Origin of the sequence: Lamprocystis purpurea DSM 4197, from assembly GCF_000379525.1 — a bacterium.
GTDB lineage: Bacteria > Pseudomonadota > Gammaproteobacteria > Chromatiales > Chromatiaceae > Thiodictyon > Thiodictyon purpureum.
Genome location: NZ_KB902509.1, coordinates 36,770 through 50,413, shown reverse-complemented (window position 1 = coordinate 50,413; position 13,644 = coordinate 36,770). Strand labels below are relative to the sequence as shown.

Genomic DNA, 13,644 nt, shown 5'->3' with positions numbered 1-13,644 from the left:
CACCTGCAAACCACCCCGGTTGCCGCTGTCATGTCCCAGCCGCTGCAGGCCATTCATCCCGAAGCGTTCGCCTACGAGGCAGCCCCGCGGATGCACGCCGCGCGGGTCCGGCACCTGGCGGTGGAGGACAGTGCCGGGCGACTGGTCGGGATTCTCAGCCGGAGTAACCTCTTGCGCGACGTCCATGATGTCCATTTGCGCCGGTTGCGTCGCACCATCGCCGAGCAGGGCCAGGCGCTGCGGGATACCCGGCAGCAGGTACGCGACCAGGGTCTCATGCGCGCCATGTTCGAGGCGTCCCCGGCCGGCATCTGCCTGCGGGACCTCGACGGCCGGCTGGTGCTGGTCAACCCTGCCCTGCTCGCGATGCTCGGCTACCAGGGGGAACTGCCGAACGTGATCGGGCGCCACTTCAGCGAATTCGTCGTGACTTCCGACCGCGAACAGGAGACTGCGGTGTTCGCCCGGCTGCTGGACGGCGAGTTCCCGAGCTACCAGCTGGAGACGCACTACCGTCACCGCGACGGCCATACCGTGGTCGCAGAGGTCACGGTCACCGCCATCCGCGATGCCGGCGGGACCCTCACGCACGCCCTGGCCATGGTCAACGATATCAGTGCACGCAAGCAGGCCCAGGCGGCCCTGCAGGAGAGCGAGGAACGCTATCGCGGGATCGTCAACAACGTCATGGACGCGATCTTTATTCTGGATCTGCAAGGGCGCTTCCTCGCGGTCAATGACCAGGCCTGCCGACGGTACGGATACGATCGGGAGACCTTCCTGACCTTGCATATTCGCGACATCGATAGGCTCGACGATGTCGTCAATGTCCCGCAGCGCCTCGCGTTGTTGCAGCAGGAGGGTACCGCCACCTTCGAGGCCGCGCATCAGGATGCACAGGGACGCCCCATCCCGGTCGAGGTCAGCGCGACCAGGTCCCTGTTCGGCGGCAAGCCCTGCATGCTGAGCGTCGTGCGTGACATCTCCGAACGCAAACGCGCCGAAGCCGCGCTCGCCGAGCGGGAAGAGCAACTGCGGATCTTCATCGAGCACGCCCCCGCCGCCCTGGCGATGTTGGACCGCGACCTACGCCACCTGGCGGTCAGCCGACGCTGGCTGAATGACTTTGGACTGGGGGGCCGCGACATCATCGGGCTTTCCCATTACGAGGTCTTCCCCGAGATTCCGGAGTCGTGGCGGGAGGTGCACCGGCGCTGCCTGGCCGGTGAGGTGATCCGCGCCGAGGAAGAGCCCTTCGAGCGGCAGGACGGCAGCGTGCACTGGGTGCGATGGGAGGTGAGACCCTGGCACCGCGGCGACGGCGCCGTGGGTGGGATCGTCATCTTTTCCGAGGACATCACGGCGCGCAAGCTGGCCGAGCAGGAGACCTTGGCGAACAAGACGCAACTGGAGGCGGCCCTGGCCGTCATCCCCGACGCTATCTGCATTTCCGATACCCAGGGCCACTTCACCCACTTCAACGAGGCCTTCGCGACCTCTCACAAATTCAAGGACCGCGAGACCTGCCCCAAGACCATCGGCGAGCACGCGCAGATCCTGGACCTCTTCATGTCCGACGGCTCGCTGGCCCCCATGGAGCAGTGGGCGGTTGCCCGGGCACTGCGGGGCGAGACGGCCACCAATCTCGAATACGGCCTGCGACGGAAAGACACGGGCGAGACCTGGACCGAGAGCTACAGCTTCGCGCCCATCCGCAACCCCGACGGCGCGATCATCGGCGCGGTGCTCGTTGGTCGCGACATCACCGAACGCAAACAGGCGGAGATGGATCTGCGTCGTTACCAGCAGACCGTTGAGACCTCCAGCGCGATGCTGGTCTTCATCGATCGGGACCTGCGCTTCCGGTTGATCAACCGCGCCTATGCCGCGCTACGCCAATCCAGCCAAGACCAGTTGCAGGGACGGCTGGTGCGCGAGGTCGTGGGCGCTGAGACCTATGCGGAGATGTGTCCCCATCTGGAGTCCGCGTTGGCTGGTCAGGCCCAGCGCTTCAGCATCCGCACCACCGGAGCCGACGGCCGGCTGCGCTGGCTGGAGGCGGATTACCGTCCCTTCCGGGGAGAAGACGGGGCCGTGCTCGGCATCGTGGTGAGCCTGCACGACACGACCGAGGCCCGGGAGGCGCAGCTCGCCCTGCAGGACCAGCAGGCGCACCTCGCGGAATTGGTGACGTCACGAACCGCGGAACTTCAGGCCTCCGAGACCAAGCTGCGCACCATGTATGACCTCATGCCGATCGGGATCGCCGTCACGGACAGTGCCGGTCAGATCGTCGACTGCAATCGGGCCTCGGAGGTCTTGCTGGGGATCGCGCGGGAAGAACAGTTCCGCCGGACCTATGACGGCGAGGAGTGGGCGATCGTCCGTCCGGATGGGACCCCCATGCCGCCACCGGAGTTCGCCAGCGTGCGCGCCGCGGTGGAGGGGCGGACGGTGCGCGACGTGGAAATGGGCATCGTCCGGCCCGATGGCGTCCTGTGGATCTCGGTCAGCGCCATGCCCTACCCGCATCCGGACTATGGGGTGCTTATCGCCTATGTCGATGTCACCGCACGCAAAGAGGCCGAGACCGAGTTGTTGCAGGCGCGGGCCCTGGCCGAACAGGCGACGCGCATCAAGTCCGCGTTCCTGGCCAACATGAGCCACGAGATCCGCACGCCGATGAACGCGGTGCTGGGCTTCTGTTATCTACTGGAGCGCCAGCCGCTCGCAGCGGCGGCGTACGATCTGGTGCTGAAGGTTCGCAACGCCGGCCGCTCGCTGCTGACACTCATCAACGATATCCTGGATTTCTCCAAGATCGAGGCGGGCCGTATGGAAACGGTATCCGCGCCCTTCCGGCTGTCCGGGTTGCTGGATGATCTCGGCGCCATGATGGCCGCGGCCGCGCGCGACAAGCAGTTGGAGCTGGTCATTTCCCCTCATCCCTCCTGGCGTTACGACACCCTGACCGGCGATGCGGGACACCTCGAGCAGGTGCTGATCAATCTGCTCGGCAACGCCGTCAAGTTCACCGAACGCGGTGAGGTCGAACTGCGCATCGACCTGGACTCGGTGCAGGGGTCGGATGTGCGCCTGCGGTTCGCGGTACGCGATACCGGCATCGGTATCGCCACTGACCAGCAGGAGCGGATCTTCGCCCCCTTCAGCCAGGCCGACAGCAGCATCGCCCGCCGCTTCGGCGGCACCGGGCTGGGGCTGACCATCAGCCGCGAATTGGTCGCCCTGATGGGGGGCGAGTTGCGGGTCAAGAGTGTGCCCGGCCAGGGTAGCGAGTTCTGGTTCGTGCTGCCGTTGCGGTGCGATCAGGCCGCGACCGCCACTCCGCCGGAGTTGGCGGGGCTCCACCTGCTGGTGGCCGACGACAGCGCGCCGGCCGGGGCCGCGCTGGTGAACACCGCCGCCGCCCTGGGCTGGACCGCCGACCTGGTGACCTCAGGCGCGGACGCCCTGGTGCGGACCCTGGCGCGGCTGGATGGGCAGGAGCGCTACGACGCCTTGTTACTCGACTGGCAAATGCCGGGGCAGGACGGATTGACCACCGCCCAGACGATCCGCGACGCCCTGCGAGAGCGGATCGATGAATCGCAGAGACCGCCCATCGTCATCATGGTCACCGCCTACTCGCAGGATGCACTCCTGGGCGAGCCCGGCTTCGCCGCGGTCGACGCCCTGCTCAGCAAGCCGGTCACGCCCTCGGCCCTGTACAACGCGGTCGGCGAGGCACTGAGTCGGCGTCGGCAGGGACTGGGCCTGGCGCCACCCGTGCCGATGGCGACCCACCGGCCGCGCCTTCCCGGGTTGCGGGTGCTGCTGGTCGATGACAGTGACATCAACCGGGAGGTGGCGCAGCGGATTCTGGAAGTCGAGGGTGCCCTCGTCCACCTGGCCGGCGACGGTCAGGCGGCCCTGGACTGGTTGGAGGACAATCCGGCCGGGGTCGACATCGTGCTGATGGACGTGCAGATGCCGCGCCTGGACGGCTACGCGGCGACCCGCCGGTTGCGTGCGGACGCACGCTGGCGAGACCTGCCGGTCCTCGCCCTCACCGCGGGGGCCTTCCAGGAGTTGCGGGATGCCGCACTGGCGTCCGGTATGAACCATTTCATCGCCAAGCCGTTCCAGGTCGACCAGATGATCGCCCTCATCCAGCACTGGACCGGCCGCCGGCGCGAGCCCGAGGCCGGTGGATCGGGTGCCGTCGCGGCGTTGGCGGAGCCGCCCCTCGCCCCCCGCACCGCGGCAGCGACGACGTTGACACCGGCAATGCCCGGCATCGACCTTGCGGCCGCACTCAAACAATGGGTCAAAATCGAGACCTACCTGACCTATCTCGACAAGTTCGTCTCCCGCTACGCCGGCGCCGGGCGGGAGATCGCGAGCCTCTGCCATGAAGGCGACCGAGCCGCGGCCGGGGCGCTTGCCCACAAGCTCGTCGGGGTAGCGGGTAGTCTCGCGTTGCCGCGCGTTCTGGATCTCACCCGGCAACTGGACCGGTGCATCAGGGATGAGGAGCCGATCGGGGAATTGGCGGCGGCCCTGCAAACCGCCATCGACGCGGTCTGCGCCGGGATCGTCGCCGGGACCATGGTCGAGCGACCCGAGGCCGTGGCGAGGTCTGCCGCTGCCGGGCCCGACGGCCTGCGTGCATTGCTAGCTCAATTCTTGCTTTCCCTCGACCACAACGACCCGGACCGTTGTGACTCGCTGCTCGCGCAGTTGCCCGGTCTGGTTGCTCCCGCGCCCCTGGCGGCAGTCGCGTCGCGGTTGACCGAGTTCGATTTTCGCGGGGCCGAGGGCTTGATCCGGGCACTGGTGCGTGACCTGGACATGCCAAACTAGAAAGGGCCCTTTGCTTCGCGTTTTCAGACGAATTTCCGGATTTGGGATCAATTTTAGGAAATGCCCATGACGCATGGCCCCCTGCTGCTGGTCGATGACGAGGTCACCAATCTCGCCAACCTGCGCGCGATCCTGGCGGGCGAATACCCTCTGATGCTGGCCCGCAGTGGTGCCGAGGCCATCGGTCTGGCCGTCAAACACCAGCCCGCCCTCATTCTGCTCGACATTCAGATGCCCGAGATGGACGGGTACGCGGTCTGTCGGGCGCTCAAGGCCGATCCGCGCACCGAGGGCATCCCGGTGATCTTCGTCACCACCTTGTCGGAGGTGGGAAACGAGGAGGCCGGATTCGCCGCGGGTGGGGTCGATTACCTGATCAAGCCCGTGAGCGCGGGGATCGTGCGGGCCCGGGTGCGCACCCACCTGTCACTGGTGCACACTCGGGAGTTGGAGAAGGGCAACCGCGACGCCATCTTCATGCTCGGGAAGGCCGGACACTACAACGATGTCGATACCGGCGCGCATATCTGGCGCATGGCGGCCTACGCGCGTGCGTTGGCCGCCGCCATCGGCTGGTCCCAGGCGGATTGCGACCTGCTGGAATTGGCCGCACCGATGCACGACACCGGCAAGATCGGCATCCCCGATGCGGTATTGCGCAAGCCCGGCAAGTTGGACCCCGACGAATGGGCACTGATGCAGACCCATTGTGCGATTGGTTTCGAGATCCTGTCCGGCAGCGACGCACCGGTCTTCCGGCTGGCCGCCGAGATTGCACGCCATCATCATGAGCGGTGGGACGGCAGCGGCTACCCGGAAGGACTCGCCGGAACGGCCATTCCGGAATCCGCGCGGATCGTCACCGTGGCCGATGTCTTCGACGCGCTCACCATGAAACGTCCATACAAGGATGCCTGGCCCCTGGAACAGGTCATGACGACCCTGCGGGCGGGTGCCGGCAATCATTTCGATCCGTCCCTGGTCGCCGCGTTCGAGGGCTGCCTCCCGCGTATCCTCGACATCAAGGGCGATTGGGACCGGCGCCGGAATCAGCAGCAACAGCGAGACCCATCGCCATGAAGAGCGCACGTATCCTGGTGGTCGAAGACGACGACATCATCGCTGACCTGAGATGAAATTTGTTGACCTGGTCGACATCGGCGCGTTGTGCGGACTCTGCGAGAGCTTCACGGAATTGACCGGCGCGGTGACCGCAATCCTCGATCTGGAAGGCACGATTCTTGTCGCCACGGGGTGGCAGCGGATCTGTACTCAGTTCCACCGCGTGAATCCCGAGACGGCTGCGCGTTGCCGCCAGAGCGATACCGTCCTCGCCGGGCGCCTGCACAGCGGGGAGCCCTATAACGTTTATCGCTGTCGGAACGGTCTGGTCGACGTCGCGGTTCCGATCCATGTCTGCGGTGAACACGTCGCGAATTTATTCACCGGGCAGTTCTTCTTCGAACCACCGGATATCGCCTATTTTAGACGACAGGCTGAGGAATTCGGTTTCGACGAGCGGACCTATCTGGAGGCCCTCGCGCAAACGCCCATCTTCACCGAGCAGCAAGTGCGGTCGATGATGGACTTCCTGATCCGTCTCGCCCAGCTGATCGGCGAGACGGGGTTGGCCCGCGTGCGGCTGCAGGACGCCAACCAGCAACTGCGGCAACACCGCGAGCATCTTGAGGAGCTGGTGCAAGCCCGCACCGCGGAGCTGTCTTTGGCCAAAGAGCAGGCCGAGGCGGCCAGCCGGGCCAAGAGTGCCTTTCTCGCCAACATGAGCCACGAACTGCGTACGCCCATCAACGCGATCATGGGCATGAATACCCTGGCGCTGCGTCGCGCCACCGACGCCAAGCAGATCGATCAGTTGCACAAGGCCGGCGGCGCCGCCCAGCGTCTGCTCACCTTGATCAACAACATCCTGGACCTTTCCAAGATCGAGGCCGACCGCCTCACCTTAGCAACAGCCGAATTCAACCTGAACGATGTGTTCGCCGACCTGTACGACCTGATCAGCCAGGACGTGGCCGACAAGGCGCTGGGGTTGGTGATCGACATTTGCCCCGAGCTGGCGCACCAGTCGCTGCAAGGCGATGCCGGACGGCTCGGACAGATTCTGCTCAACCTCGTCGGCAACGCAACCAAGTTCACGGTACGCGGGTCCATCACGGTGCGCGCGCGGCGGGTCGACGAGGACGCCGCGGCCGTGGTCGTGCGCTTCGAGGTACAGGACACCGGCATCGGCATCGCCGCCGCGGATCAGTCACGGCTGTTCATCGCCTTCGAGCAGGGCGATAACTCGACGACCCGCCGGTACGCCGGCACGGGTCTGGGGCTGGCGATCAGCCGGCGGCTGGCGCAGCTCATGGGCGGCACCCTGGGGGTCGATAGCGCGCTTGGGGCGGGCAGCACCTTCTGGTTCACCCTCCGCCTGGCGAAGACCAAGCGCGCGGTCACCCCGGCGCCGCAACCGAACTCGCCCTCTGCCTGGGACCAACTGCGCACCAGACACACCAGCGCCCGCCTCCTGCTCGTAGAGGACGAACCGATCAATCAGGAGGTACTGCAGGATCTGTTGGCCGATCTGGGACTGACGGTGGACACGGCCGACAACGGAGTGCAGGCGCTGGAGCTGGCGACGCGCAGCGACTATGACCTGATCCTGATGGACATGCAGATGCCTGTGATGGGCGGGCTCGAAGCGACGCAACGCATCCGCCAACTGCCCAACGGCACACGGGTGCCGATCATCGCCATCACCGCCAATGTGTTCATGGATGACCGGGCGCAGTGTTTGGCGGCGGGCATGACCGACTTCATCGGCAAACCGGTCGATCCTGAGGTCCTGTATGCGGCCTTGCTAACCTATCTCCCCCCGTCTGCCGACTGAGCCGTCGGCACGAGAACCCCCTTCATCCAGCGCTGCGAGCGGCCCCCTCCCGGAAGGCCACCGGGCCCCACCGCGGCCTAGTTGGTCTCAGGGGTTTCGTCGTTGACGGTGCCGTGGTCCTTCAAAGTGCTGAAATCGAAGACGCGATAGGCTGGGCAGAGACCGAAGTAAGCGGTGGCGAGCAGCACCGCGCCGATTAGTCCGCCCATCCCGCCACTGCGCACAGCATCGACGATCAGGAAGACACCGAGACTTGCGCGGATCACACGATCCGTATTGCCGACGTTTTTCCGGGTGACATCGGGGGGCCGCCCGACGCTCTTTACCGGTCCGGGCGCCGTTGGCAGAGGGCTCCCGCTAGCCGTCGCCTCGTAGGGGGCCGGGGGCACGTGAAATCCGACCGTGGGGTCTACTCCCAGTATTCGGACATCCCACCAAACCTCGTACGCCATCCCATGAGCCTCATCTTCGGAGATACGCCGCCCAATCTCGAGATAGTGCCGACGGATGGTTCCGCGATGAGTGGCCGTGAACGCGTGCTTTCCCAGGCAGGTCGCATCCCTGTGCAAGGACACCCAAAGAGCGGAATGGTTCGGGATGTCCTGATAAATGACCTTAGTGTCGCGCATGGTATTCGCTCCGAGCTTGACCTTGCTCAAGGATGTCTTAAGGCCGATTGATCTCGAAAGCCGCCAATGCGGATCGCGAGATCAGGCTGGTGCCCTGGTTCGGGAGCTTATCATACTGCTCTGCCACCGGCGGATCGGATTGCGCCTAGTTGCGATCGGGCCTTGATCGTCGCTCCGGCCGCCGGTAGACCGGAGGCCGCGGCGTTTAGCCGGTCGACATCGCGTCGGCGCGGCCCTCGTCCGGCTAAAGCCTCGACCTCCAGTGATCGGCGTACGATGATTAAGGCCTGCGGCCCGTGTGGGTTAGCGTACAGAACGATCACCACCATCGGCGCATGGTGCAACTTCCTACTACCACTCACCGGTTGACTGTCATGCTGACTGCCCAGACGATTCCCTCTCACCAATTCCCGGACGCCCCGCTCATCGCCGATGTGCGCGTGGATCAGGAGCAATCCAATATCAGTGCCGTAGCCTGGAGTGCCATCCTTGCGGGCGCGGCGACGGCCGCTTCGCTGTGGATGATACTGATGATCCTGGGGGCTGGGCTTGGCCTGTCTTCCATACCGTACCGGCCAAACGCGGAAATGGCGATCGGTACCTTCGGTGTCGCCACCATCGCCTGGCTGGTCTTCAGCCAGATCGCCGCCTCGGGCATGGGCGGCTATATTGCCGGGCGCCTGCGCACCCGGTGGTTGGGCGTGCCGGGGGACGAGGTCTGGTTCCGCGATACCGCCCATGGCTTTCTCGCCTGGGCCGTGTCGGCTCTGGTCACCGCAACCGTCCTGACAGCCATGATCGGGTCTGTCGTCAGTGATGGTATAGAGGCAGGCGCGGTGTCTGCCGACTCCGCGCCGGGGGCCGTATCGACTGACGTCCGCGCGAACGGCGGGGGCATGACCGACCGACTGGCCTATTACGTCGATATGCTCTATCGGACCGACGCCGCAAACGGGCAGCGCTATTCACCTGGTGCCGCGGTCACCGCGGAAGTTGCTCGCGTCTTCACCAACGGCCTCCACGAGGGTCGCTTGCCGCCGGCGGATATCCGCTATCTCGGGGCGACGGTGGCCGAAGTGACGGGCCTGAGCCAGGACGACGCACAGACGCGCGTGGCGGATATCTTTGGTCAACTCCAGAGCCAGCGCGGAGCATCAGATGGGAATGAACGCACCCTGGCGGAGCAGGCCCGCAAGGCGGTTGCCACCGCAACCCTCTGGCTGTTCATCGCCCTGCTGTCCGGCGCCTTCCTCGCCAGTCTGATGGCGATCGTCGGCGGCCGTCAGCGCGACGCCTAAGCGTTGGCGCAACCAACGAAGGTGGTTCAAAAACCATGGTCTTAACTGGAGATCAATATGCGATCCCTACGGCCTTGATCATCGTTCCGGCCGGCCGCGGACGGTCCGCACAGCGGACCCTACGGTAACACCGTGACCTGTAGGGTCCGCTGTGCGGACCGACGACCGTGCAGATCGCGCGGTGGCCGGGTTCATGACCAAGGCCTTCAGATCTCGGGAATCGCCACCGGCTAAAGCCTCGACCTCCAGTTTCGAACAGGCCGTCGCCGGCCGGAACGATGATCCCGGCCGCACCCGAGTGACCTGAGCTAGCTTCCCAGCCATTCGTTGCTGGTACTGTGATAGCGGTCGCCGCTATTGTAGCCGTTACCATAACCAAGGCCATTGCTCTGGCGACTGCGGCTGCTATAACGTTGGCCACTGGTATCACGATAGCCGCTCTGTTGGCCATTGCCGCGGCCGTCGTCGGTGGGCGTGATCAGGTGATCAATGATCGCACCGACCGCAGCGCCACCCAACGGCCCAACCGCACCGTCATCGGGGAACAGAGCGCCCGCGCCGCCGCCGCTGCCTGCACCAGCCAAGGGGTGCTGAACCTGCTTCGACACCCCGGCAGTACCACCCAGGCCGATAGAGGCGACAACAGCTGCCAGGGTCGAGGTCAATGTGAGTTTCATTGTTATTACCTGCTAAAGCTTCTTTGTCAAACGTTGGATTGCCGGAATATCGATATTGTGACATGCCAGGGCATGATCGATCTGCTCCAACTCGAGCCGATACTCATCGCTGCGGGTGCGTCGGTATGCCAACGCGATCCGCCGGCGTTTGAGTATCAGCGGAGCGACCTGCGCGGCGCGGTCCGCCACCGACGCTGCAATCCGGCTATGCGGGAGTAGATTCCCCCGCACCCGGGGTACCTGAGATAGACCATAGCGCATCACTATTCTTCTCTTGTTGAGCCGTCAGGGCATTGTTGCTGTCGGCCCGCGACGGCGACGACTGAACGATTCGCGCACTTCATGTCAGGGTGTTGCCGACAACCTCGGCCGCCGACGCGACGCGCTGTTGCGATCCGTGTCTCTCTCATGATCTTTGTGAAGTGAAACTGCGGAGTAGCACACAGACTAGCGGTGCCGGCCGTGGCGGTCTGTACGGCATCGCACCGAGCACTGCGATGTCATGAGCCATCGACAGTGGGCCGTGGCGAATGCCCCAAGGCCCTGAACCGCTTGTCGGGAAATCGAGTGAATGTGTCCTGCCGTACGGATTCCGGCGACCGCACATGGAGAATGCAGGGTAAGACGCTCCCATTGCGAGGCTACCAGCCGCGCGGAAATACCCTCATGCACAATCCTGAATCGATTCCTTTGGCGCCCGCACTGCGAGTGGCCCAGCAGATCGCCCGCGTCGTCAGCCGGGGAGAGGACACGGAGTCCCGTGTACAAGACACCCTCCGGCTCTTATCGCAGTCGTTCGGACTTGACCGCCCCCGCGTCCTGCTGGTCGACCCGGAGGTCGGCGGACTCGCCATCCGCTATGCGCACGGTCTCACCGCGGCGGACCTCAGCCGGGGTCACTGCCGGATCGGCGAGGGAGTGTCCGGCCAGGTCTTTGAGACCGGTCAGGCCGCCCTGGCCCGCGATGTGGCTGATGAGCCGGCCTACGGCGCTCAGACCATCGACCGGAGCGCGCTGCCGGGTGGGCAAGTGGCCTTTCTGGCGGTGGCGATCATCCGCAATCACGTGGCTATCGGCGTCCTTGGAGCGCTGCGTTTGCACGACTGCGAACGACCTTTCCAAGACGACCTGGCGCTCCTGGAGGTGATCGCGGCCTTTATCGGGCAACTGTTGTTCAGCGCCGAGGTGGCCTCGCCGTCCGCGATCCGCCCGCGACCGGCGCCCCATGGACTGGCGCCCCACGGATTGGCGGTGGAGGTCGATCCGCTAACCGCTGCCGGCGACCCCGCGGCGGCGCGCCTTGACCTCATGTTGCGCACTGCACAGACCTGGCATCGGTTGGGCCATCTGCATCAGACGATGGACCTGTTGCTCAAGGTCATCCGGCACGATGCCGACAGCGCTCAGGCGCAGATTGCCCAGACTCAGGTCTTGAGGATCGCCGAGCGCTATGAGACGACAGGGTTTCAGCGACTGGCGATCGATGCCTTGGAGCGGCTTGAGCGGGCCGATCCTGACGTCGGAGACGCCCCGACCCGCCGATTCCTGAACCGCGGGGACTCCGGCAAGGGGTCGTCCGGGAGCCGCGGCGGCAATGCCCCAGCGGCTGACGGCTCCGACGATGGCGGCGGACTCTACCCCCGTCTCAGGCGAGGCGCCGGTTGAGAGGGTCGTGGGGGGGGGCTGTTCGCCCTGGCAAGCCCCCAGAACGCGGCCGGACAGTGTCGCAACCCGAGGATACAGTCATGAATAACTTCAAAGTGTCGCCACTGCCGCTCGGCAAGGCCGGCAGCGGTTGGATCAAGCGCGGCGACACCCAGGAGGTGCGAACCAACTCAGGATCCTGGTACTCGAGGATGACCGGCATGGCCCTATGCCTGTGCCTCGGTCTGTTGAGTGCCGGTTGCGGCCCGCGCCTGGCAACCAAGGCGGACACCGTCACTCGAATGTCCAACCCGATGCTCCGTGCAAACTATTCTGCAGACGCGGAGATCCCATTCGTTACGGCACCAAGAACGGCCCCGGCAGATGGGTCCAGGCAGGCCAACTTTGGGTCAGAGAGCGCATCGCGCAGGACCCGGGAGATGGCGGATTGGGTTGTCGGCTCAAGAGACAATCTCAATATGCCGTTCTCGATTGTCGATAAAGTGAACGCCAAGGTCTATGTCTTTGGTGTGGACGGAGAATTGCACGGCGCAGCACCCGCGCTGCTGGGAATGGCGCACGGTGATTACGTCGCCCCCGGCGTTGGCAACATGCGGATGTCACACATCTCCCCCGCGGGGCGTACGACGCCGGCGGGTCGATTCGTGGCGACCATGGGCCGCAATTCCCATGGCAAGGACATACTCTGGGTGAACTACGAAAATGCCATCTCAATGCATCCGGTCGTTAAAGGTAGACCCGAAGAGCGCCGGGCGCAACGCTTAGGCACACCCTCGCCGCTTGATAACCGTATTTCATATGGCTGCATCAACGTTCCAGGGATATTCTTCAAAAACCTGATACATAAGAATTTTGTCGGGAAGGCCGGCATTGTTTATGTATTGCCGGAAAACAGCCATATCAGATCATAGCCATTCTCGAACTCTCGAGCGGGCGCATCCTCATCGCGACGCGCAGCACGCCGCCCCTCTTGCAGGGGCGCGGTCTTGACCTGAACACCGTCGTCGAGGTCGGGTGCCCTACCCTTGGGCCGCGCCTCTGGTGTCTTCCAGGGCGCAAAGCACGGTCACCACCTTCGGTCCCCTCATGGTGCCCTTCCTCAATGGCCTGGAGCTTCATGTCCAGTGCCTGGGCCTCTTCGAGCTTGGCCTGCCAGTCCAGCGTGGGAGTCAGCGCGGGACGCGAAGCGCCTCAGGACGGGGCGACGGCACCCCCCTCGCACCGGTCGTGCTGAGCCGGTATAGTGACTGAAAGATCACTCATCACGGGATTGGTCCGGCCAGGACGGGCCCAGTATCGCTCAGGAGCGCGCCACGGTGCCGGCCATGCGGCCTCTCGTAGGGTGGAGCGATAATCAAGGCCCCATGGCTGACCGAGACGATCACTACTTCTGGGTGCCGCGGGAGGCCCGCTGGTCCTACCGCAGCCGCGGACGGTCCGCACAGCGGACCCTACGGTGACACCGTGACCTGTAGGGTCCGCTGTGCGGACCGAGGACGGTGCAGATCGCTCGGTGGCCGGGTTGATGACCAAGGCCCCAAAGGAGTACGCCCGCCCGGCACTCAACGCCGTCATGCTGGGCGAACTGATTCAACTGGTTGATCCGTCATGATCGA

General features: G+C 64.9%; 9 protein-coding genes. 7 read left to right on the top strand and 2 right to left on the bottom strand.

Features of this window, described 5'->3' with window-relative positions:
* Nucleotides 1-30: 30 nt before the first annotated feature.
* The 3 genes from A39O_RS36820 to A39O_RS0118470 all read left to right on the top strand — a co-directional run bounded on the left by A39O_RS36820 (nt 31) and on the right by A39O_RS0118470 (nt 7,759).
* Nucleotides 31-4,863 (top strand): PAS domain S-box protein, encoded by a 4,833-nt coding sequence (locus tag A39O_RS36820; RefSeq protein WP_020506151.1) that lies wholly within the window; start codon nt 31-33, stop codon nt 4,861-4,863.
* A gap of 66 nt (nt 4,864-4,929) precedes the next feature.
* The gene (locus A39O_RS0118475) at nt 4,930-5,943 is read left to right on the top strand and encodes a response regulator (RefSeq protein ID WP_040528145.1); all 1,014 of its coding nucleotides are present in this window, start codon (nt 4,930-4,932) and stop codon (nt 5,941-5,943) included.
* A gap of 52 nt (nt 5,944-5,995) precedes the next feature.
* Nucleotides 5,996-7,759 carry a PocR ligand-binding domain-containing protein gene (locus A39O_RS0118470; RefSeq protein ID WP_020506149.1) on the top strand — a complete coding sequence of 588 codons (1,764 nt, stop codon included), beginning with the start codon at nt 5,996-5,998 and terminating at the stop codon, nt 7,757-7,759.
* A gap of 77 nt (nt 7,760-7,836) precedes the next feature.
* Here the strand turns inward: A39O_RS0118470 and A39O_RS36815 are convergent, their stop codons facing one another.
* Nucleotides 7,837-8,388, bottom strand: coding sequence for a YgaP family membrane protein (locus tag A39O_RS36815; RefSeq protein WP_245561929.1), 552 nt, complete (start codon nt 8,386-8,388; stop codon nt 7,837-7,839).
* Between the two features lie 374 nt (nt 8,389-8,762).
* Between A39O_RS36815 and A39O_RS0118460 the strand changes: the two genes are divergently transcribed.
* Entirely contained in the window at nt 8,763-9,686 is a 924-nt protein-coding gene (locus tag A39O_RS0118460) for a hypothetical protein (RefSeq protein ID WP_020506147.1), read from the top strand.
* A 308-nt stretch (nt 9,687-9,994) separates the two neighbouring features.
* Here A39O_RS0118460 and A39O_RS40955 read toward each other — a convergent pair whose 3' ends face one another.
* Complete coding sequence (locus A39O_RS40955) at nt 9,995-10,363, bottom strand: hypothetical protein (protein ID WP_020506146.1); 369 nt, start codon at nt 10,361-10,363, stop codon at nt 9,995-9,997.
* Nucleotides 10,364-11,029: 666 nt separating this feature from the next.
* Between A39O_RS40955 and A39O_RS0118445 the strand changes: the two genes are divergently transcribed.
* The 3 genes from A39O_RS0118445 (at nt 11,030) to A39O_RS43205 (ending at nt 13,640) form a co-directional block, all read left to right on the top strand.
* Entirely contained in the window at nt 11,030-12,028 is a 999-nt protein-coding gene (locus tag A39O_RS0118445; RefSeq protein WP_020506144.1) for a GAF domain-containing protein, read from the top strand.
* Between the two features lie 80 nt (nt 12,029-12,108).
* Nucleotides 12,109-12,939 carry a L,D-transpeptidase gene (locus A39O_RS0118440; protein WP_245561928.1) on the top strand — a complete coding sequence of 277 codons (831 nt, stop codon included), beginning with the start codon at nt 12,109-12,111 and terminating at the stop codon, nt 12,937-12,939.
* A gap of 572 nt (nt 12,940-13,511) precedes the next feature.
* A complete protein-coding gene (locus A39O_RS43205; RefSeq protein ID WP_020506142.1) occupies nt 13,512-13,640 on the top strand; it encodes a hypothetical protein in 129 nt (42 codons plus the stop codon).
* The last annotated feature ends 4 nt before the right edge of the window (nt 13,641-13,644 follow it).

Excerpts from the sequence above, each read along its gene's own strand:
- A39O_RS0118460 (WP_020506147.1), top strand. The coding sequence starts at position 8,763 with ATGCTGACTGCCCAGACGATTCCCTCTCACCAATTCCCGGACGCCCCG.
- A39O_RS0118445 (WP_020506144.1), top strand. The coding sequence starts at position 11,030 with ATGCACAATCCTGAATCGATTCCTTTGGCGCCCGCACTGCGAGTGGCC.
- A39O_RS0118475 (WP_040528145.1), top strand. The coding sequence starts at position 4,930 with ATGACGCATGGCCCCCTGCTGCTGGTCGATGACGAGGTCACCAATCTC.
- A39O_RS36820 (WP_020506151.1), top strand. The coding sequence starts at position 31 with ATGTCCCAGCCGCTGCAGGCCATTCATCCCGAAGCGTTCGCCTACGAG.
- A39O_RS0118440 (WP_245561928.1), top strand. The coding sequence starts at position 12,109 with ATGAATAACTTCAAAGTGTCGCCACTGCCGCTCGGCAAGGCCGGCAGC.
- A39O_RS0118470 (WP_020506149.1), top strand. The coding sequence starts at position 5,996 with ATGAAATTTGTTGACCTGGTCGACATCGGCGCGTTGTGCGGACTCTGC.
- A39O_RS40955 (WP_020506146.1), bottom strand. The coding sequence starts at position 10,363 with ATGAAACTCACATTGACCTCGACCCTGGCAGCTGTTGTCGCCTCTATC.
- A39O_RS36815 (WP_245561929.1), bottom strand. The coding sequence starts at position 8,388 with ATGCGCGACACTAAGGTCATTTATCAGGACATCCCGAACCATTCCGCT.